Origin of the sequence: Bacillus weihaiensis (assembly GCF_001889165.1) — a bacterium.
GTDB classification, from domain to species: domain Bacteria; phylum Bacillota; class Bacilli; order Bacillales; family Bacillaceae; genus Metabacillus; species Metabacillus weihaiensis.
Map to the genome: position 1 here is coordinate 1,102,786 of NZ_CP016020.1, position 16,594 is coordinate 1,119,379.

The window sequence follows — 16,594 nt, forward strand, 5'->3', positions numbered from 1 at the left end:
ATCACAGATATTAACCCTATTAGAACTAAACTAAGAGAAAATGTTATTCCAGAAGGGTATAGGTGGGATGATTTAACGGAAAAAGAAGGTACAGAACTTAAGAAGTTCTACCAGAAATTATTGCTTGAACTGGGAAATAATTCAAATCCTATATTAGGACAAATATATGGTGATGCAGCTACTAGTATTTCAGAACCGAAGAACCTTGAGAAAATTATTAAATCCATTGATGCACTTGATTGGTATCATGCAAAATATGAGGGTCTCGGAAACCTATATGAAGGATTATTAGAAAAGAATGCTAGTGAGAAGAAATCTGGAGCGGGACAATACTTTACACCTCGCGTTCTAATAGATGTAATGGTTCAATTGATAGACCCAAAAATAGGTGAGAAATGTAATGACCCTGCGGCTGGAACATTTGGATTTATGATTGCTGCAGACCAGTATTTGAAAAATAAAACAGACGACTATTATGAAATTTCACCTCAAGAAGCCGAATTTCAAAAGAAAGAGGCTTTTACGGGAATGGAACTTGTTAAAGATACCCATCGTTTAGCATTAATGAACGCTTTGCTTCATGATATCGAAGGCAAAATCGAACAAGGTGACTCTTTATCAAGTAATGGCAAGTGGATAAAAAATATTGATGTTATTTTAACAAATCCTCCATTCGGAACGAAAAAAGGTGGGGAAAGAGCTACTCGTGATGACCTAACCTTTACGACTTCCAACAAACAATTGAATTTCCTGCAATTGATTTATAACGCGCTAAAAGATAACGGACAAGCTCGTGCAGCAGTCGTTTTACCTGATAATGTTTTATTTGAAAGCGGGATAGGTGCACAAATTCGCCGAGATTTAATGAATAAATGTAACTTGCATACTATTCTGCGCCTTCCAACTGGTATATTTTATGCACAAGGTGTAAAAACAAATGTGCTGTTCTTTACAAGAGGAACGACAGACCAAAATAATACGAAAGATGTTTGGGTCTATGACCTGAGAACAAACATGTCATCTTTTGGTAAGAGAAATCAATTAAACCTCGGACACTTCGAAGGGTTTATGAAGGCATATGTAGCTGAAGACCGTACAAAAGTAGTAGATGAGCGATGGAACCTGTTTACGCGTGAACAGATTGCACAAAAAGATGACAGCCTAGATATAGGTCTAATTGCAGATGAATCCCTTACATCATATTCAAATCTACCAGACCCAATCGAATCAGCAGAAGAAGCTATCGCTAAGCTTCAACAGGCAATGGATTTATTAAATGAAGTAGTTGAAGAGTTACGTGCTGTTGAAGATGACGAGGTGGACGTAAATGAGTAAGAAAAAAAAGACCATCGAAGATTTATTTAATGAAGCTATTGTTCTAGTTGAAGAAGAACCATACTTAGTCCCAAAAAATTGGGTGTGGACAAAACTTGGTAAGGTAGGTAACTATTATAATGGTAGAGCATTTAAACCAACAGAATGGTCAGATAAAGGAAGACCTATTATTAGAATTCAAGATTTAACGGGTACAAATAAAGGGGAACCAAACTACTTTGTGGGGCAGGTAGCTGAAAAGCATGAAATAACAAAAGGTGACTTATTAATTTCATGGTCTGCAACACTTGGTGCTTATATTTGGAACGGAGCAGATGCAGTATTAAATCAGCATATTTTTAAAGTAGAGAGCTTTATTGACAAGAAATATCATTATTTTGCTATGCAACAGTTTATTTCTTCTCTTTATAGTAAAACACATGGTTCTGGCATGGTACACGTTACAAAGAAAGTATTTGATGAAACCCCTTTTCCATTGCCGCCATTAAATGAACAAAAACGCATAGCTGAGAAAATAGAGAGTTTATTAAATAAAACCGAAGAAGTAAAGAAATTAATTAAGGAAGCGAAGGAAACATTAATACTTCAGATTAATGCAGTTTTAAATAAAGCTTATAAAGGGGATTTAACACAACAATGGCGCAAGAGTAATATTAGTAAATTTACTCGTGAAGAATTTGTAGCTCAATTAAGTGCTGAAAGAATAAATTTATCTAGGAGTAAGAGAGATAAGGAATATTATATTGAACGCTTTAATTCTTTATTATTAGAACAACCAAAAAATATCCCTAATGATTGGGTTATGGTTGAATTTGAGTTGATTTGTGACAACATAACCAAGGGTACAACTCCAAAAACCTCAGAGATAACTTTTGAAGGAGATGTTCCCTTTTTAAAAGTTTATAACATTGTTGATAATCAAATCGATTTTGAATTTAAGCCTGGCTTTATACCTAAAACGGTACATGAAAACAAACTTAAGCGTTCCATAGTTTATCCAGGAGATGTACTAATGAATATTGTTGGACCCCCACTTGGAAAGGTAGCAATTGTACCTCCTACTTATCCTGAGTGGAATATAAATCAAGCAATAGCAATATTCCGCCCCATTAAAGATGTCCTGAACGAATATATTTACTATTCATTATTATACGAAAAAACATTAGAAGAGGTTTTTCAAGGTACAAGGGGAGTTGTGGGGCAGAGTAATATTTCGCTTGAACAATGTAGAAAATTAAAGTTAGCACTTCCGCCACTAGAGGAACAAATAAAAATTGTAGAAACAATAAAGTCTACCTTTGAGAGGCTCAAAGTAGTTGAAAACAATATTAATCACTTAAGCAGTGTGCTTGAAAAAACTGAAAAGTCTGTTATGTCAAAAGCCTTCCGAGGAGAACTTGGAACAAATGACCTTAACGATGAAAATGCGATTGAATTATTAAAGAAAATGATTCAAGAACAAGTAAAATAAACAAATTAGGCATCCGATTATCGGGAGCCTTTTTTTATTGCAGCACATTTGGACTTACAGTGTTGTCCAATCGAAAATCCTTCATACATTATAAAAGTGGCAATTTATAAATTGTAATTCATAATTAAAAACATTTTGTTTTCATTCGTGAATATTTTTCCCTTTCTTGTTAAATACTGTAAGTATAAACATGGAAGGATGATGGCTTTGAAAAAGCAAGAAGAGATTCAAATTGATTCAGTTCAATATGTTTATGACAAGGAATTTGAAAAGCAATGGAAAGCGTATTATTTCAGTATGGTAAAACGGGAACTACACCAGATACGGTGGGACGGTGAACATCATGAAAAAAACGGTGATATACGTTCGTAGGTCATTAAATGAAATGAAACAAAAAACGTCTATTCCTTATCAGATTAATACTTGTAAGGACTATGCTGAAAAGCAAGACTGGATGGTGCATGAAGTATTTAATGAGGGAGAGAAATCAGCCAGAAGCTCTGAGCTTGAGGAACGGAAAGAGATTTCGCGGTTAATGAAAGAAGTGAAAAGTGGTTTCATTGAAAGAATTATTGTTTTTAAGAGAGACCGTATTTCTAGACGAGCAGACCAGTATATGGAATTTGTGGAATTATTAAGAGCACATAAAGTTTCCATGCATTTTGCAGGTGATAATGAGCCTCAGATGTTTGATGGGGTTGTCGGTGATTTTATTGAACTGTTATTTGGTGCGATATCTGAACATGAAGGAAATAATATTACTCAACGACTCATTCAATCTCGTATTGCTAAAGTAAGAGAAGGAGAGTGGGGAGGAGGTAGACCACCAAAGTTTTATCATATTAAAGAAATTAATACAGACGGTGAGATTGAGAAAAAGTTAATGATAACCAATGAGAACAAAGAGAAAATTAAAGAAATTTACGAGTTCGTTGCAAATAGTGATTTTAAAACTGTAAAAGAAGCAAATGTTTCCTTAAAAGGAAAAAGACCATCCTTGAAAAATATTGATTTAGTGGAATTTATTCCAAAAGAACTCCACAAAGGTTGGATGACAGCAACTTATGAAGGCATTTCAATAAGAAGTAAAGCAGTCAATCCCAGGATAAAAGCAGTTGAAGAAAAATTATGGAATGCAGCAAATGAAAAATTAATAAAGATGGAAGATTCATTTTTCGAAAAGGAAGTAATTACTGTGAATCCCAAATTAGAGAAGGTACTCTTTTGCAGCTGTTGTAAAAATCAACTTAGTTCGAAACAAGGTTATTATTTTTGCCCAAATCACAAATCGGGTTTAAGAATCAGTGTAGAACTGCTAGATAACCAGATTATAAAAGCCGTTCACTCTCGAATTAGTTCTCATGTTGCAAAAAATAAAGCCGAAATCGTTGCTTATGTTACAAAAGAACTAATAACACCATTAGAAATCGCCTGCCTAGAAAATGAAAAAGCTATAGAAAATGCACAAGGTATGTTACAAAAAATGACCAGTGTATGTATTGCCAACCCTTCGAAATACAAAACAGGTGAAGAAAAGAAAAAATTCCTTAAGCCGTATGTTGACGGATATAAGGAGTGCTTTCAGAATTTAAAATTAACAAAAATAAAGTTAGAAGAAAACCGTGAACGAATTTTTCTTTCATTAAATAAAATGCTCCCAGTTCCAACCATACAATCCCTTTCTAACTATAAACAAAAAGAGTTATTACGCTTTTACATTGAAAGAATTGAGGTGGATACAGATTTACATGTGAAAATAATCTACAGAACAGACATGAGAATGAATAGGGAGGAAAGCAATTGTCGAATAAGGAAATGAGCATCGAAGAAAGATTGCTTAATGCCAAGAAAATAGCAACTTATCTGCGGGTATCTCAAGAGAGTCAAGAATATTCACGCCAAAATGATATCATTTTACAGTATTTGAAAAATGTTGGAGAAGATGTTGAAACACTAGACTTTAAAGATAAAATCTCAGCAACAAAAAAGCCATTCACCAAAAGACCTGATTTAGCTGAACTCCTAGAAGAGGCTCAGGAAAAAAATATTGATGCCGTTGTTGTATCTGATTTGGACCGGCTTTCTCGTCAACCAAAAGAGCATGATGTTCTTCGTAAGTTATTTCAAAAATTGGATATCCCCGTTATTATTGCTTCTAAAAATCAACTATACACATCAGATGATATCATTCGAAATATTATTGAAGCGGGATTAAGTAAGCTCGAAACGGATAATATGTCGGTACGGATTCGAAGTGCATTAAATGAGAAAATGAAAAGCGGAAGATGGAGAGGAGGGAAAGTGCCATATGGTTTTTCATTAGAAGAAACTGCTGGAGAAAAAAGCCTTGAATTTATCGATGGAGAGATTCAAATCGTAAAACAAATCTTTGAATGGTACAGCACGAGTGGAACTTTTAACAGTATCGCCAAAAGATTAAATGAATTGTACGGCGGTTATACCTCTATAAGCCAGGAGCAGAAAAAATGGACACCGAATAAGGTAAAATACATTGTTACAAATCCTATTTATATGGGCGCATATGTATATCATCGCTTTCCAAATGAGGGAGGTTATGTATTTAAGGACAGAAGTGAATGGACAGAAGCTACAGGAACGAATGTCATTAATAATTCACCGATTTCAAAAGAGCTGTGGGAACGGTGTTGGCAAAAATACACTAAATTGAAATCGAGTGCACCGAAGTATTTAAATACCTCATTTTATTTTAAAGGAATATTAAAGTGTATGTGTCCAGCATGCAATGGAGCCTCTTTTTCTACAAAAGACCAGCGTAGTAAAGGAAGAGGCTCAAGGTGGTATATTAGTCCGTGTAAGAAAAAAGTTCGTGCAGATAAGTTAGATGAAGAGTTTGATAAATATTGGTCCTGGTTACAAGAAAAAAGTGATAAATTATTCCAAGAAGAAGTAAGAATTCTTTTACTGGAGGAATTACACTCCCTACAAGCAACCAAAGATAATAACGATATTATGTATTCTGAAAAGATGGCGTTATTAAAAGAGATAAAGTCAGAAGTTAAAGAAATAACTGAAGAATGCAAGATGGGAATAGAAGAATTCGTGAAACATGAAAATGAAGTTTTGATTGCACTTATCGTGACTCAACAGCAGCTAGAGAATCAATTAGCTCAATTAGAGCAAGAGAATAAAAAGTTTGATTTTTCAATCAAGAAGTTAGAAGCAGTATTAGCAGAACCAGCTAATAATACATTTGATAAAAGCTTACTACCTGAGAGTTTTGATAAATTAAGTCATGCTGATAAACGTTCCATCGTTTTGATGACTGTAAAAGAGTGTAAATATACCATTGATAATGAGAAGAACGGAAAAATTGAATTCGCTTTTCATTTTCCATTTAAGAACTATTTTGAAAAGTAAACTGAACACCCCATAAATAATGAAGATTTGATTAGAAAAGTGAAAATTATGAAGAAGGACGATTTTAAAGGTAAACTTTAGAGTCGTTCTTCTTTTTTTATGCCGATTGCATATCATAATAAAATAATTTAATGGAAATCTTTGCATTTTGATTAAACGAAATAAGGATTCTTAATGAATTAAATAAAATGAAATTAAGTTAAATTAAATGAAGTTAAAACATGAGGGGTTTTTGGCTTTTTTGGAGCTTGTCCCAGCAGTTCATTAAAAATTCAAAATGTAAAATGTAAGAATTCCAGTTCGACAATTACTGGAAATAGTAGTTTCTAGAGCATGAAAAAAATGCAATTTTGAATTATTCTATACCTTTATATGTCGGTTATTTGTACAAGCCTTTGCTTATTGTCGGTTATTTGAAACAATCACTATAGCGATTGTTTCAAATAACCGACATGAAGAAGCGTTGATATTGCTCAAACCCCGTGTACCGCATGGTTTGAGCATTTTGTGTTTTATTTTGAATTTTTAGACAAAAGATAAAACTCCTTTTGTCGGTTTTTTGTTCTGTTGTCGAATGCAAGTCGGCTATTTGTTCGCTTATCAATTAATATTAATTGAGCAATGTCACCAATCTAATGTTATTAAAAGAATATTGCAATGATAATATTGCAGAAGATATTTTTTAAAAAGCAAATTATTACGGTTTATCTCATATAATCCCAAGAGGACTAAATTCCCAGGGAGGTCAGTTATGGAACGAACATTAAATACGGAAGAAGCTTTGAAAATCCTTAAAGATTGTTACATTACAGATTCTGTTCAAACTCTGCGGAAGTGGATAAGAGAAGGGAGAATTATCGCAGCAGGTACGCCATATAAGCAAGAGGGATACATCATTAAGGAAGAGGATTTAAAAGCATTTATTGAAGAAGAACGACCAGGGCTTTTAGAGATTTTAAAGGTTTATCATCAAGTAAATGACAGGATTCCTACTGGGATAACTTCCATTGTAAATAAACGGAAGTTAAAGGTTCCAAATGAAAAAATAAATTCAACAATTGAAGTAAAAGAAAATCAAGAGATGGAACCAAGTAATGAAACAGCTACGATATTTGAAATGTTATTGGAACTTGAACAGGAAATAAAAGAACTACATGTGCAAATTGAAGCAATAATCCAAGATGAAAATGAAAATAAAGATTTTGAAAAAATGATAGAAGAAAAATTAAAACAAGTAAAAAATGAAATCCTGGCTGAATTGAATAACCAAACAAATGTACAAAAGGATAAAACTGAAAAAATAGTTAGACGCGGCAATCATGGAGTAAAATCGGAAAATGAGTTTGTTGCATTCTTTAGAAAAGAATTTTGGAATTCCAATCCAGCAAACGAGAGATTAAAGGGAGAAGCAAATAAGAAATTTAAAGAAGAAGCAGGAAACGCTTATTCTTATTTTTATAACGATGATGGAAGGTTCCGTGATGAAGACTTACAAAGCGAAACTGGAGAATATGAACTTATATTAACGATAAATAATCAAGAGTTGATAATTACCGGACAAAATAGAAAGGAAATTATGAACGAATACTTTGAAATAGTTATTTTACCAAAAATACAAAATGGAGAAAAAGCATTTGAGGAAAATACTGTTGAATTAAGCAATCCCGAAAATAAGGTGACTAAGAGCATTGAACCTGGTGGTGGATATGTTGAAGAACTTGATTTATCAGGATTATTAAAAGTAAGTGCAAATGAAAAAGTGGAACCTTTATAGGCTCCGCTTTTTCATCGTAGTTTTTTATTCATAAACCACTCTATAGATGTTTCTAAATTATGTATGATGAACTCGGCAGCTTCTTCATCTACATTTTGTAGTGCTTTCACCTGTTGGACAGCTCGGCTAAGTCGGGTATTCGTTTCATCGTTTGTTTCTAAGTTCAGGGGTAGCAGGGCAAGTTCTTCTTGTAATCTCTGAAGGAGTGTAAAGTTAATGTTTTCTGTTTTGCCATTTTCTAATTGACTCAAGTAACCTGATGATATATCTAATATTCGGGCAAATTCGTTCAATCCATAACCTTTTTGGGTGCGTAGTTCCCTAATTTTTTCTCCTAAGTTACCTAGCATACAGTTCCCCTCCATTTTTATCCTACCAATATAATTCGATATGTCTTTTGGAAAGACCTTTATGATTACGAATGGACTTTAAATGTAATTGGAATCATTTTTTGTAAACTTAGAAATGATGTAGGTTTTTCTGTCAATAGATACCTTTAATTCGGAAAATAATGACAATAACTGATAGGTATTTTATAATAGCTTTAAGTGTTTTTTTCTGGAGGTATTATCAAATGTTTGAACTAATACATAAAAATAATAACAAAAATATCGTTCTATTTATTCATGGATTTACTAGTAACAACGATACGTGGGTTAATTCAAACGGAGTTCCTTTTCCAAATATGTTGCTAGAACATGAGGTTATAAAAAAAAATTTTGATTTTGCTTATCTGTCATATGATACCGAACTATTAAACTTTTACAGAGTGAAAGCAGGATTAAGTTTTATTGGTCGAACTGTTTTTGGTGGCAATGCAGTTGCAAAAAAAAGTTTAGATATATTGCAATTGAGTGATTATATATCAACCACTATATCGCTTAACTGTAGTGATTATGAAAGTATAGTGATTGTTGCACATAGCATGGGAGGACTAGTTTCCAAAGGGTATATATTAAAAGATTTGGAAAGAAATAAATATACTAAAGTTAAATTGTTACTTTCTTTAGCAGTACCACATAATGGTTCTAATTGGGCTGCTGTTGGAAAAAATTTATTCAAGAAAAATAAGCAAGTAATAGATTTGGAACCGTTAAGTAAAACATTGACTGAGCTTACTAACAAATGGCTTTGGCAAGAAGAAGGTCTACCTGAAACCGTTTATCTTATTGCTCAGCATGATGAAGTCGTAGAAGAAACAAGCTCAACTGGGCATGAAAAGACAAGGCAGTCACAATTTTACTGTCGTGATAATCATTTTTCAATAACTAAACCAGAAAATGAAAACACAAATAGCTTTTTGACGGTGAAAAAATATTTATTAGAAGTTTCAGAGAAAAGTGAAACTAGTGTTGAAGTAAAAAAATTTAATGACATTGGTCAATATGATAAAGAAATATTTGTTATAAAATTAATATTAGCAGATGTTCATAAGACAGTAATTGGAAGTTCTAAAGAAACTTTTTATAACGCTGAATATATTACAAAATATTTATTATCTCAAAAAATTAATATGTCGCACCTTGAGGCGCTATATACGAAAATTAAACATTTATATACTATTCATTTCGGCGAACTATTGTCAGGAAAAATTAAAGATAGTACAGAATTAGTAACGGTTTTACATGGGCAAATTCTAAAACAAGATAGAAATTTTTTAAAAAGTTCCCTTACAATGATTGATGCTCTTCAAAAAACAGGCATGTTACACCAGTTAGCCAATAATTTAGATAGTGAAATTATGTGGGCAAAAGAAACCCAAATTGAGAAAGTTAATGAACTACGTGGGGAACGAGCACATGATTAAAGTTCCATTTATTGTTCCTGAATTTGACATTAATATTAGACTTGGAAGGGCTTTAATTATAATAAATTATTTATCTACTCTGCGAAATGGCAGAGAGGTTCTCAATCTAGAAAAAATCGTAATTTTTGATTTTTTATTACACCATCCAAAGATTTTATACCACATATTAGAAAGTGAAGGTGTAAATAATCCATTTGATTTAGAGGATTATGATACTGAGTCAATTGAGACAATTTCTCCAACCAAGTTACTGCTCTTTGAAAGAGATACAATAAAGGAAATTACTAAATTGTTGTATACTAAACAATTAATAAGCATTAATGTAAAAGATGATATTTATTTCAAACCTACAGACAATGGAAAAAAATTTGTTGAACAAATGGCGTCTAGTTATTTAATGCGTTTGAAAATAATGGCAGATTCCATGACTAAACTAAAGTCTTTAACAATATCACAATTAAAAATGAAGGTAGTCCCTTTTATTCAAGGAGAAAATTAAATGAATAAATCAGCAGCAAATCTAAAAATAAACAAATTAGTTCTTGTGGGTAGGGATAAAAATTATGTAGTTGAATTTCACAAAGGCTTAAATATTATATATGGTGATTCAGACACTGGTAAGTCAAGTATATTAAATTTAGTAAATTATTTATTAGGGTCAAAAAATATTTATATGTATGAAGAACTTGAAATACATGGTAAAGAAGCTTTATTAGAAGTTTTACTTAACGGAGAGTTATTTACTATTAAACGGGATATTTTTAACCCTAATGATTTTATAGAAGTTTATCCTTCAAGCATTGAAGATATGGAAGGCACATTTCCTTTAGAATTTGGACCCGACTATAAAAAGACTGGTCCAAATGGTTTTTTCTCAGATTTTTTACTTGAATCTTTAAATATTCCCCTAATTGAAGTAAAACAGGCACCGACAAAAGCAGATTCCAAAACCATACGATTAAGTTTCAGGGATATCTTTAAATTTTGTTATCTTAATCAAGATGATGTGGGTAACAGAGATATGTTAGATAGAAAGAACTTTAGTGTTTTCACTAAAAACAAAGAAACCTTTAAGTTTATTCACAATCTTCTCGATACCCAGATATTACAAATGGAAAAAGAGTTATCAGAAAAGAGAAGGAAAAAGAATGAACTTTTAGCAGAATATAAGATAATTTCAACCTTCTTAAGAGATGCCAAGTTTGAGACAGAGGATAGCATAAATCATAAAATTGAACAAATTAGCCTAGAGCTTAAATTCGTTGAGAGAGAAATCAGTAAAATTAACACTACTCTGTTATCTGATACAGAAAAATTTGAGGATTTACGAGAAGATATTTTGTTGTTGGAACAACAAATTAGCGAAACTCATGTTGGAAAATCGATAAAAGAAACGCAACTTGAACAGAATGTTAGGTTAAGAAAAGAATATAAAAAGGATATTGATAAGCTAAAAGCTGCAATTGAAATCAAAGAAGCCTTGCCAGAACATGATGGGGAACTAGATTTAAGTTGTCCAGTATGTGATAACGCTATAGTTCTTGATTCTCACGATAATACAATAATACAATATGAAGAACAAATGCTAAAAAATGAAATAAAAAAAATAAAATCAAGAATAGATGATATTGATGGTTTGATAATAGAGCAACGAAATGCAGTTTATATCTTTGAGGATAATTTAAGAAAATGGAAAAATGAATTAGCTGAAAAGAAGAATACCCTTGATATGAACACCAAGGAAATTATATCTCCATATTTGGCTCAAAGAGATGAAATGATGTCTAAGAGAGCTACTATTTATGAGACTAAACAAAGAATCTTATATTTTCAAAAAGTAAGAACAAAACTAAACAAGTTAAACCACAATGCAGAAACTATTCAAGAGCAAATTACTGAATTAGAAGGAAAGCTAGAAGGCTTAAAAAATGGTACCCCTGAAATTGAGCAGGTAATTGGAGATATTGCTGATATATTAAGTGATTATTTACAAATAATTCCAATACGGAACGCTCATGGGATATCAATTAATAAAAACTCTCTTCTTCCAGTAGTGCGGAATAAAGATTATCATAATTTAACTTCGGGCGGGTTGAGAACTATTGTTTCTATAGGATACTTTATTAGTCTACTAAAGTATGGGGCTAATAATAATACTTATTTGCCAAGTATATTAATGATTGATACTTTAGCTAAATATTTGGGAACAAATGATACGAGTTCTAATGCAGACATTATTAGAGAAATTTTTGATGATGAGGGACTTAAAGACCCCAAAAAGTATGTCAACCTATATAAATACCTTGTAAGTCTTCATGAAAATTTGAGTGATACCCATCAAATTATTGTTGTTGATAATCAACTTCCAAGAGGATTGGAAGTCACACTGAAACAGTTTGTAGTTAAGCATTTTAGTGTAGACGGTATAGGGGATTCAAAAGGCTTGATAGATAACGCTTAATGGATATGAGAATAATTTAAAGAATATTAATAAATCACTTTAGAATTAGAGGTATGCTTTTGCTACGAGCAATGAGGAGGAATTAACTAGCCAAAACAATGAATAGCGTACTAGACAAATAGAGAATATGCTAAACGTATATCAAATTTGAAATTACTGGTTTATAGCAAGTGAAAAACGACTCAAGTTGGGTCGTTTTTTTTTTACGAAATCCAATGAATTTATAATGTCCACCTTTATTCGGTAACTATGCTTATTATTAGGGGTTATACATAAAAAGTTCATAAATAAGAATAAAATGTTTTTATATATGAATAACAGTTAGATTTTTCCACATACTATATTTAAATAAGGCAAGAAAGGATGATGAATAAAAAGTAAAAGTTGCATATCGCTAGCCTGCTAGAAATAAAGTTCAATTAAGAAGGTGATAGCATGCAGCACTATGCCGTTTATGTACGTGTATCAACAGACCGTGATGAACAAGTTTCATCTGTAGAAAACCAAATGGATATCTGTCGAAATTGGTTAGAGAGAAATGGGTATCAATGGGATGAGGACTGTGTTTTTAAAGATGAGGGCATAAGTGGAACATTGTTTATTGACAGACCAGCTATTCAATTAATACTTGAAAAAGCAAAGCAAAAGAAACTTGATATGGTCATTTTTAAATCGATTTCCCGTTTAGCCCGTGATTTAAAGGATTCACTTGAAATAAGAGAAGTTTTTTTGGCACATAATGTGCGAATAATTTCAGTTGAGGAAGGTTATGACTCGAATAAAGCTGGAAAAAATGATATGGCTTTCGAATTATGGTCATTATTCTCAGCTCAATATAGTCGAACATTATCTTCAAGTATCAGTGCCGCCTTAGCTGCGAAAGTCAGACGAGGAGAACATATTGGGAAAGTTCCGTATGGATATGACCGAATGGAACAAAAACTTGTCATAAATGAAAATGAAGCAGAGGTCGTTCGCCAAATTTATAAGTGGTACAACGATGGATGGGGATTTAAGAAAATTTCAAACGAATTAAACGAATTGGGGATTAAGCCTAAAAATAATAAAGTATGGCAGCTAACATCTGTACAGAGATTGATTCGTAATACTATTTATAAAGGAACCTTTATCTTAAATCAGTATACGAATGTGAAAGTTGGAGGAAAGAAAAAACAAATTCGGAATCCGCCAGAAAAATGGATAGTTTTTGAAAATCATCATCCTGCTATTGTTGATGAAGAAACATGGAATAAAGCGAATAAAGAGCACTTTAAATCTAATAAAGTCCGTATAACACCATGGAACGAATTTCGATACCTAGCAAAGTGTTCAGAATGTGGTTCAAATATGGTTATTGTTCAATCGTATAAAAAGAAGAAAAGCGGAGAACGAACCGAGTGGAAGTATTTGAAGTGTTCGCAGTATCGTCGAGCAGGTAAACATGGGTGTGTTAACCATACACCTATTCAATATGAGGATTTTAGACAGTTTATTCTTAACCTATTAATGAAGAAAGGTGAATCTGTCTTGTTTAACCTTTCAACTAATGTTGTAAATGAGCAGGCAAAGCAAGAACGGAAATTGCAGCAGGCACTAAAACAAAACGAACAACGGAAGAAGAATCTACTTGATTTGTATTTGGATGGTTTAATCGATAAGGATGAGTTTGAAAAGAAGCGTCAGGAAGTCGAGGAGGTAATAACAAAAACAAATAACCAGTTGTTTATTATTAAACAATCGGAAACTGTTCAAACGAACATCCAGACAATAAAAGATGCGTTTCAGGAGTTACAAAATCAAAACCAGGATTTGTTTGATGTATTCCAAACTTTAATAGAAGAAATTATCATTCATCCTGATGGGACGATTGATATTACGTACACATTCGAAGAGCCAAAGTGATGTTGGAGGGTTTATATGGATTCGAACTTAGAAATGAGCAAGTTTATTGATGTAAATAATGACGAGAATGAAAATGCCCCATCTGTTCTTTATAAAAAGGCAGTAAGTTATATGGATAGAGGGTACTATTGGGAGGCAATAGACCATTACGAAAAAGCAGCGAATTTAGGTTATGTTAAAGCTCAGTCCGATTTAGCCAACCTATATCTTTATGGTGTTGAGGAAATAGGTATTAAATCGTATCATCCTAATGCATTAAAGTGGTTTCGAAAGCTTGCTGAACAGGGTGACGAAGAAGCACAATTTCAGTGTGATTATCTATATTACTACGACTTACGGAATTCTCAAGAATCTAAGGAAACAATTGAAGAGTTTTTAGAGACTTCGGAGGTTGAGGATACTAATGCTTTTAAGTTAGCGGGACAAATGTATTATTTCGGTGAAGGTATTGAAAGAGATGTACAACAAGGAATTGAATACTTCAGGAGAGCGGCTGACCAAGGAGATGTTGATGCACAATTAGCGGTATGCGCATGTTGTTATGAAATTGGAAAACTCGGTGAAACCATTAGCTACTTAAATATGGTCGAAACAAATCATTATGAATTAACGGATAGTCATAAGGATTGGATAGCACAAATTAAGTCTAATCTTTAATTAGACGGAGTTTTTTGTTTAAATGGTTTGCAAACACAACGCATCACAAATGCGATGCAAAAGCTTGGTGTTAAGGGACGTTCTCAAGCGGTTGTTGAGCTCCTTCGAATGGGTGAACTAGAGCTCTAACCAAAACCGGCTAACCTTTTTAGGAAGGGAGCCGGTTATTATTTTCCCTTTAGATAAAGAGCATATCTTCTAGAAGGCAGTTACCCTTTATGACTTAGCGATAAGCTGAGTTTCTCTATACGTATAAATAGATGTAGCTTGCATTTTTTAAAGAAAACATGGAAAATAACATGTGATACAGATGTGGAATTTGATCATGCAGTAGAAACTAGTTTAGTGAGGGTAAAAATGATGAATAATCAAACGACGGCTACGAATCAAACGGTAGCTGACCTGGAAAAAGCACTTCGACATATATCAGGGATTATTAAACAAAAGGGCCGAGAAATATTAAGTGACTACCATATTACCCCCCCTCAATTTATCGCATTACAATGGTTATGGGAAAATGGGGACTTAACAATTGGAGAGCTTTCAAATAAAATGTTTTTAGCATGTAGCACAACAACAGATTTGATTGATCGAATGGAAAAGAGCGAGTTAGTTGTTCGAGTGAAGGACCCGAAGGATCGACGCGTTGTTCGAATTCATTTATTAGAAGAGGGCGAACGGATTATTGAAGAGGTTATTCATAAACGTCAACATTATCTTGCAAACATGCTTATTGATTTTGAAGAGGATGAAATTGTGACATTACAAAAATCACTGTTAAAGCTACAGCATGAAATGAGAGAAGAATGAGGGCGATTTTTTGAAAAGACCAATCGGTGTCATTGATTCTGGGGTAGGCGGTTTAACGGTTGCCAAAGAAATAATGAGACAATTACCAAAGGAAGAAATCATCTATTTAGGTGATACAGCGCGTTGTCCATATGGACCACGTCCTGCAAATGAAGTGACTCGTTTTACATGGGAAATGACAAATTACTTATTAGAACATCACCATATTAAGATGCTCGTTATCGCATGTAATACTGCAACAGCTATTGCTTTACAGGAGATTCAGGAAAAGGTCAAAATACCGGTTATTGGTGTCATTTTCCCAGGTGCTAGAACGGCTCTGAAAGTAACGAAAAATGATCAAATTGGTGTTATTGGTACAGTTAATACCATTAAGAGTGCCGCGTACGAGGTCGCTTTAAAAACGCTAAATAATCAAGTGAAGGTTGAGAGTTTAGCGTGTCCAAAGTTTGTACCATTAGTGGAAAGTGGTGAGTATGAGGGGGATCATGCTAGAGAGATGATTGAAGAATCCTTGCTGCCATTTAAGCAAAGTGATATAGATACGTTAATCCTCGGCTGCACCCATTATCCAATTTTACAAACGCAGATTGAAGATTACATGGGACAAGCTGTTAAAATTATTTGTTCAGGGGATGAGACAGCTAGAGAAGTGAGTACAATTTTATCCTTTGAAAATATCCTTAATCAAGATTCAGGTGAGAAGAACCATCTTTTTCTTACGACTGGACCAAAGGAATTATTCGAGAAGATTGCATCAAAATGGTTTGAACAGCCAATTCAACATGTTCAATCTATTTCATTGGGATAGTTTATAAAAGCACGGCGCCTTATAGGTTCCGTGTTTTTTTAGTACCCTATAACTTGGAGACTGAACGGTAAGAACTAGAAGTAGACTCTAAATAAGGGAAATGAATGTTCGTTTTAACGTGTTTCTAAAAGTTTGTACAAAAAATCGGTCTAAATTAGGGGATAGCT

Annotated in this window: 13 protein-coding genes and 2 pseudogenes; 14 read left to right on the top strand and 1 reads right to left on the bottom strand. The window is 33.1% G+C overall.

The window, feature by feature from the left end:
• Positions 1-36: 36 nt before the first annotated feature.
• The 6 genes and pseudogenes from A9C19_RS05235 to A9C19_RS05255 form a co-directional block, all read left to right on the top strand.
• Positions 37-1,335, top strand: a pseudogene (locus A9C19_RS05235) (HsdM family class I SAM-dependent methyltransferase); the annotation flags it as partial.
• A complete protein-coding gene (locus A9C19_RS05240) occupies positions 1,328-2,806 on the top strand; it encodes a restriction endonuclease subunit S (protein WP_072578963.1) in 1,479 nt (492 codons plus the stop codon). The pseudogene A9C19_RS05235 and the gene A9C19_RS05240, both read left to right, overlap by 8 nt.
• 207 nt (positions 2,807-3,013) lie before the next feature.
• A complete protein-coding gene (locus tag A9C19_RS21685; protein ID WP_158515058.1) occupies positions 3,014-3,178 on the top strand; it encodes a hypothetical protein in 165 nt (54 codons plus the stop codon).
• Positions 3,179-3,191: 13 nt separating this feature from the next.
• Positions 3,192-4,625, top strand: coding sequence for a recombinase family protein (locus tag A9C19_RS05245; RefSeq protein WP_233499271.1), 1,434 nt, complete (start codon positions 3,192-3,194; stop codon positions 4,623-4,625).
• Complete coding sequence (locus A9C19_RS05250) at positions 4,607-6,205, top strand: recombinase family protein (protein WP_072578965.1); 1,599 nt, start codon at positions 4,607-4,609, stop codon at positions 6,203-6,205. Before A9C19_RS05245 ends, A9C19_RS05250 begins: the two co-directional genes overlap by 19 nt.
• A gap of 751 nt (positions 6,206-6,956) precedes the next feature.
• Positions 6,957-7,979, top strand: coding sequence for a helix-turn-helix domain-containing protein (locus tag A9C19_RS05255; protein WP_072578966.1), 1,023 nt, complete (start codon positions 6,957-6,959; stop codon positions 7,977-7,979).
• An 11-nt stretch (positions 7,980-7,990) separates the two neighbouring features.
• Here A9C19_RS05255 and A9C19_RS05260 read toward each other — a convergent pair whose 3' ends face one another.
• A complete protein-coding gene (locus A9C19_RS05260; protein ID WP_072578967.1) occupies positions 7,991-8,329 on the bottom strand; it encodes a helix-turn-helix domain-containing protein in 339 nt (112 codons plus the stop codon).
• A 224-nt stretch (positions 8,330-8,553) separates the two neighbouring features.
• Here A9C19_RS05260 and A9C19_RS05265 point away from each other — a divergent pair, with 224 nt between their 5' ends.
• From A9C19_RS05265 to racE, 8 genes and pseudogenes are all read left to right on the top strand, one after another.
• Positions 8,554-9,786 (top strand): ABC-three component system protein, encoded by a 1,233-nt coding sequence (locus A9C19_RS05265; protein WP_072578968.1) that lies wholly within the window; start codon positions 8,554-8,556, stop codon positions 9,784-9,786.
• Positions 9,779-10,285 (top strand): ABC-three component system middle component 4, encoded by a 507-nt coding sequence (locus A9C19_RS05270; RefSeq protein ID WP_072578969.1) that lies wholly within the window; start codon positions 9,779-9,781, stop codon positions 10,283-10,285. The genes A9C19_RS05265 and A9C19_RS05270 overlap by 8 nt, the downstream gene beginning before the upstream one ends.
• A complete protein-coding gene (locus tag A9C19_RS05275) occupies positions 10,286-12,247 on the top strand; it encodes a hypothetical protein (RefSeq protein ID WP_072578970.1) in 1,962 nt (653 codons plus the stop codon).
• A 435-nt stretch (positions 12,248-12,682) separates the two neighbouring features.
• A complete protein-coding gene (locus A9C19_RS05280; protein WP_072578971.1) occupies positions 12,683-14,149 on the top strand; it encodes a recombinase family protein in 1,467 nt (488 codons plus the stop codon).
• A gap of 15 nt (positions 14,150-14,164) precedes the next feature.
• Positions 14,165-14,806 (top strand): tetratricopeptide repeat protein, encoded by a 642-nt coding sequence (locus tag A9C19_RS05285; RefSeq protein ID WP_072578972.1) that lies wholly within the window; start codon positions 14,165-14,167, stop codon positions 14,804-14,806.
• 42 nt (positions 14,807-14,848) lie between these two features.
• A pseudogene (gerE, locus tag A9C19_RS05290) lies at positions 14,849-14,935 on the top strand (spore germination transcription factor GerE); the annotation flags it as partial.
• Positions 14,936-15,163: 228 nt separating this feature from the next.
• Positions 15,164-15,616, top strand: a complete 453-nt coding sequence (locus A9C19_RS05295; RefSeq protein WP_420835818.1) for a MarR family winged helix-turn-helix transcriptional regulator — start codon at positions 15,164-15,166, stop codon at positions 15,614-15,616.
• Positions 15,617-15,626: 10 nt separating this feature from the next.
• Positions 15,627-16,427, top strand: coding sequence for a glutamate racemase (gene racE, locus A9C19_RS05300; RefSeq protein ID WP_072578974.1), 801 nt, complete (start codon positions 15,627-15,629; stop codon positions 16,425-16,427).
• Positions 16,428-16,594 lie beyond the last annotated feature (167 nt).

Bases quoted from the DNA above. Each gene is read 5' to 3' on its own strand.
- A9C19_RS05270 (WP_072578969.1), top strand. From the start codon at position 9,779: ATGATTAAAGTTCCATTTATTGTTCCTGAATTTGACATTAATATTAGA.
- A9C19_RS05285 (WP_072578972.1), top strand. From the start codon at position 14,165: ATGGATTCGAACTTAGAAATGAGCAAGTTTATTGATGTAAATAATGAC.
- A9C19_RS05260 (WP_072578967.1), bottom strand. From the start codon at position 8,329: ATGCTAGGTAACTTAGGAGAAAAAATTAGGGAACTACGCACCCAAAAA.
- A9C19_RS05245 (WP_233499271.1), top strand. From the start codon at position 3,192: ATGAAACAAAAAACGTCTATTCCTTATCAGATTAATACTTGTAAGGAC.
- A9C19_RS05255 (WP_072578966.1), top strand. From the start codon at position 6,957: ATGGAACGAACATTAAATACGGAAGAAGCTTTGAAAATCCTTAAAGAT.
- A9C19_RS05280 (WP_072578971.1), top strand. From the start codon at position 12,683: ATGCAGCACTATGCCGTTTATGTACGTGTATCAACAGACCGTGATGAA.
- A9C19_RS05265 (WP_072578968.1), top strand. From the start codon at position 8,554: ATGTTTGAACTAATACATAAAAATAATAACAAAAATATCGTTCTATTT.
- A9C19_RS05295 (WP_420835818.1), top strand. From the start codon at position 15,164: ATGATGAATAATCAAACGACGGCTACGAATCAAACGGTAGCTGACCTG.
- A9C19_RS05275 (WP_072578970.1), top strand. From the start codon at position 10,286: ATGAATAAATCAGCAGCAAATCTAAAAATAAACAAATTAGTTCTTGTG.
- A9C19_RS05240 (WP_072578963.1), top strand. From the start codon at position 1,328: ATGAGTAAGAAAAAAAAGACCATCGAAGATTTATTTAATGAAGCTATT.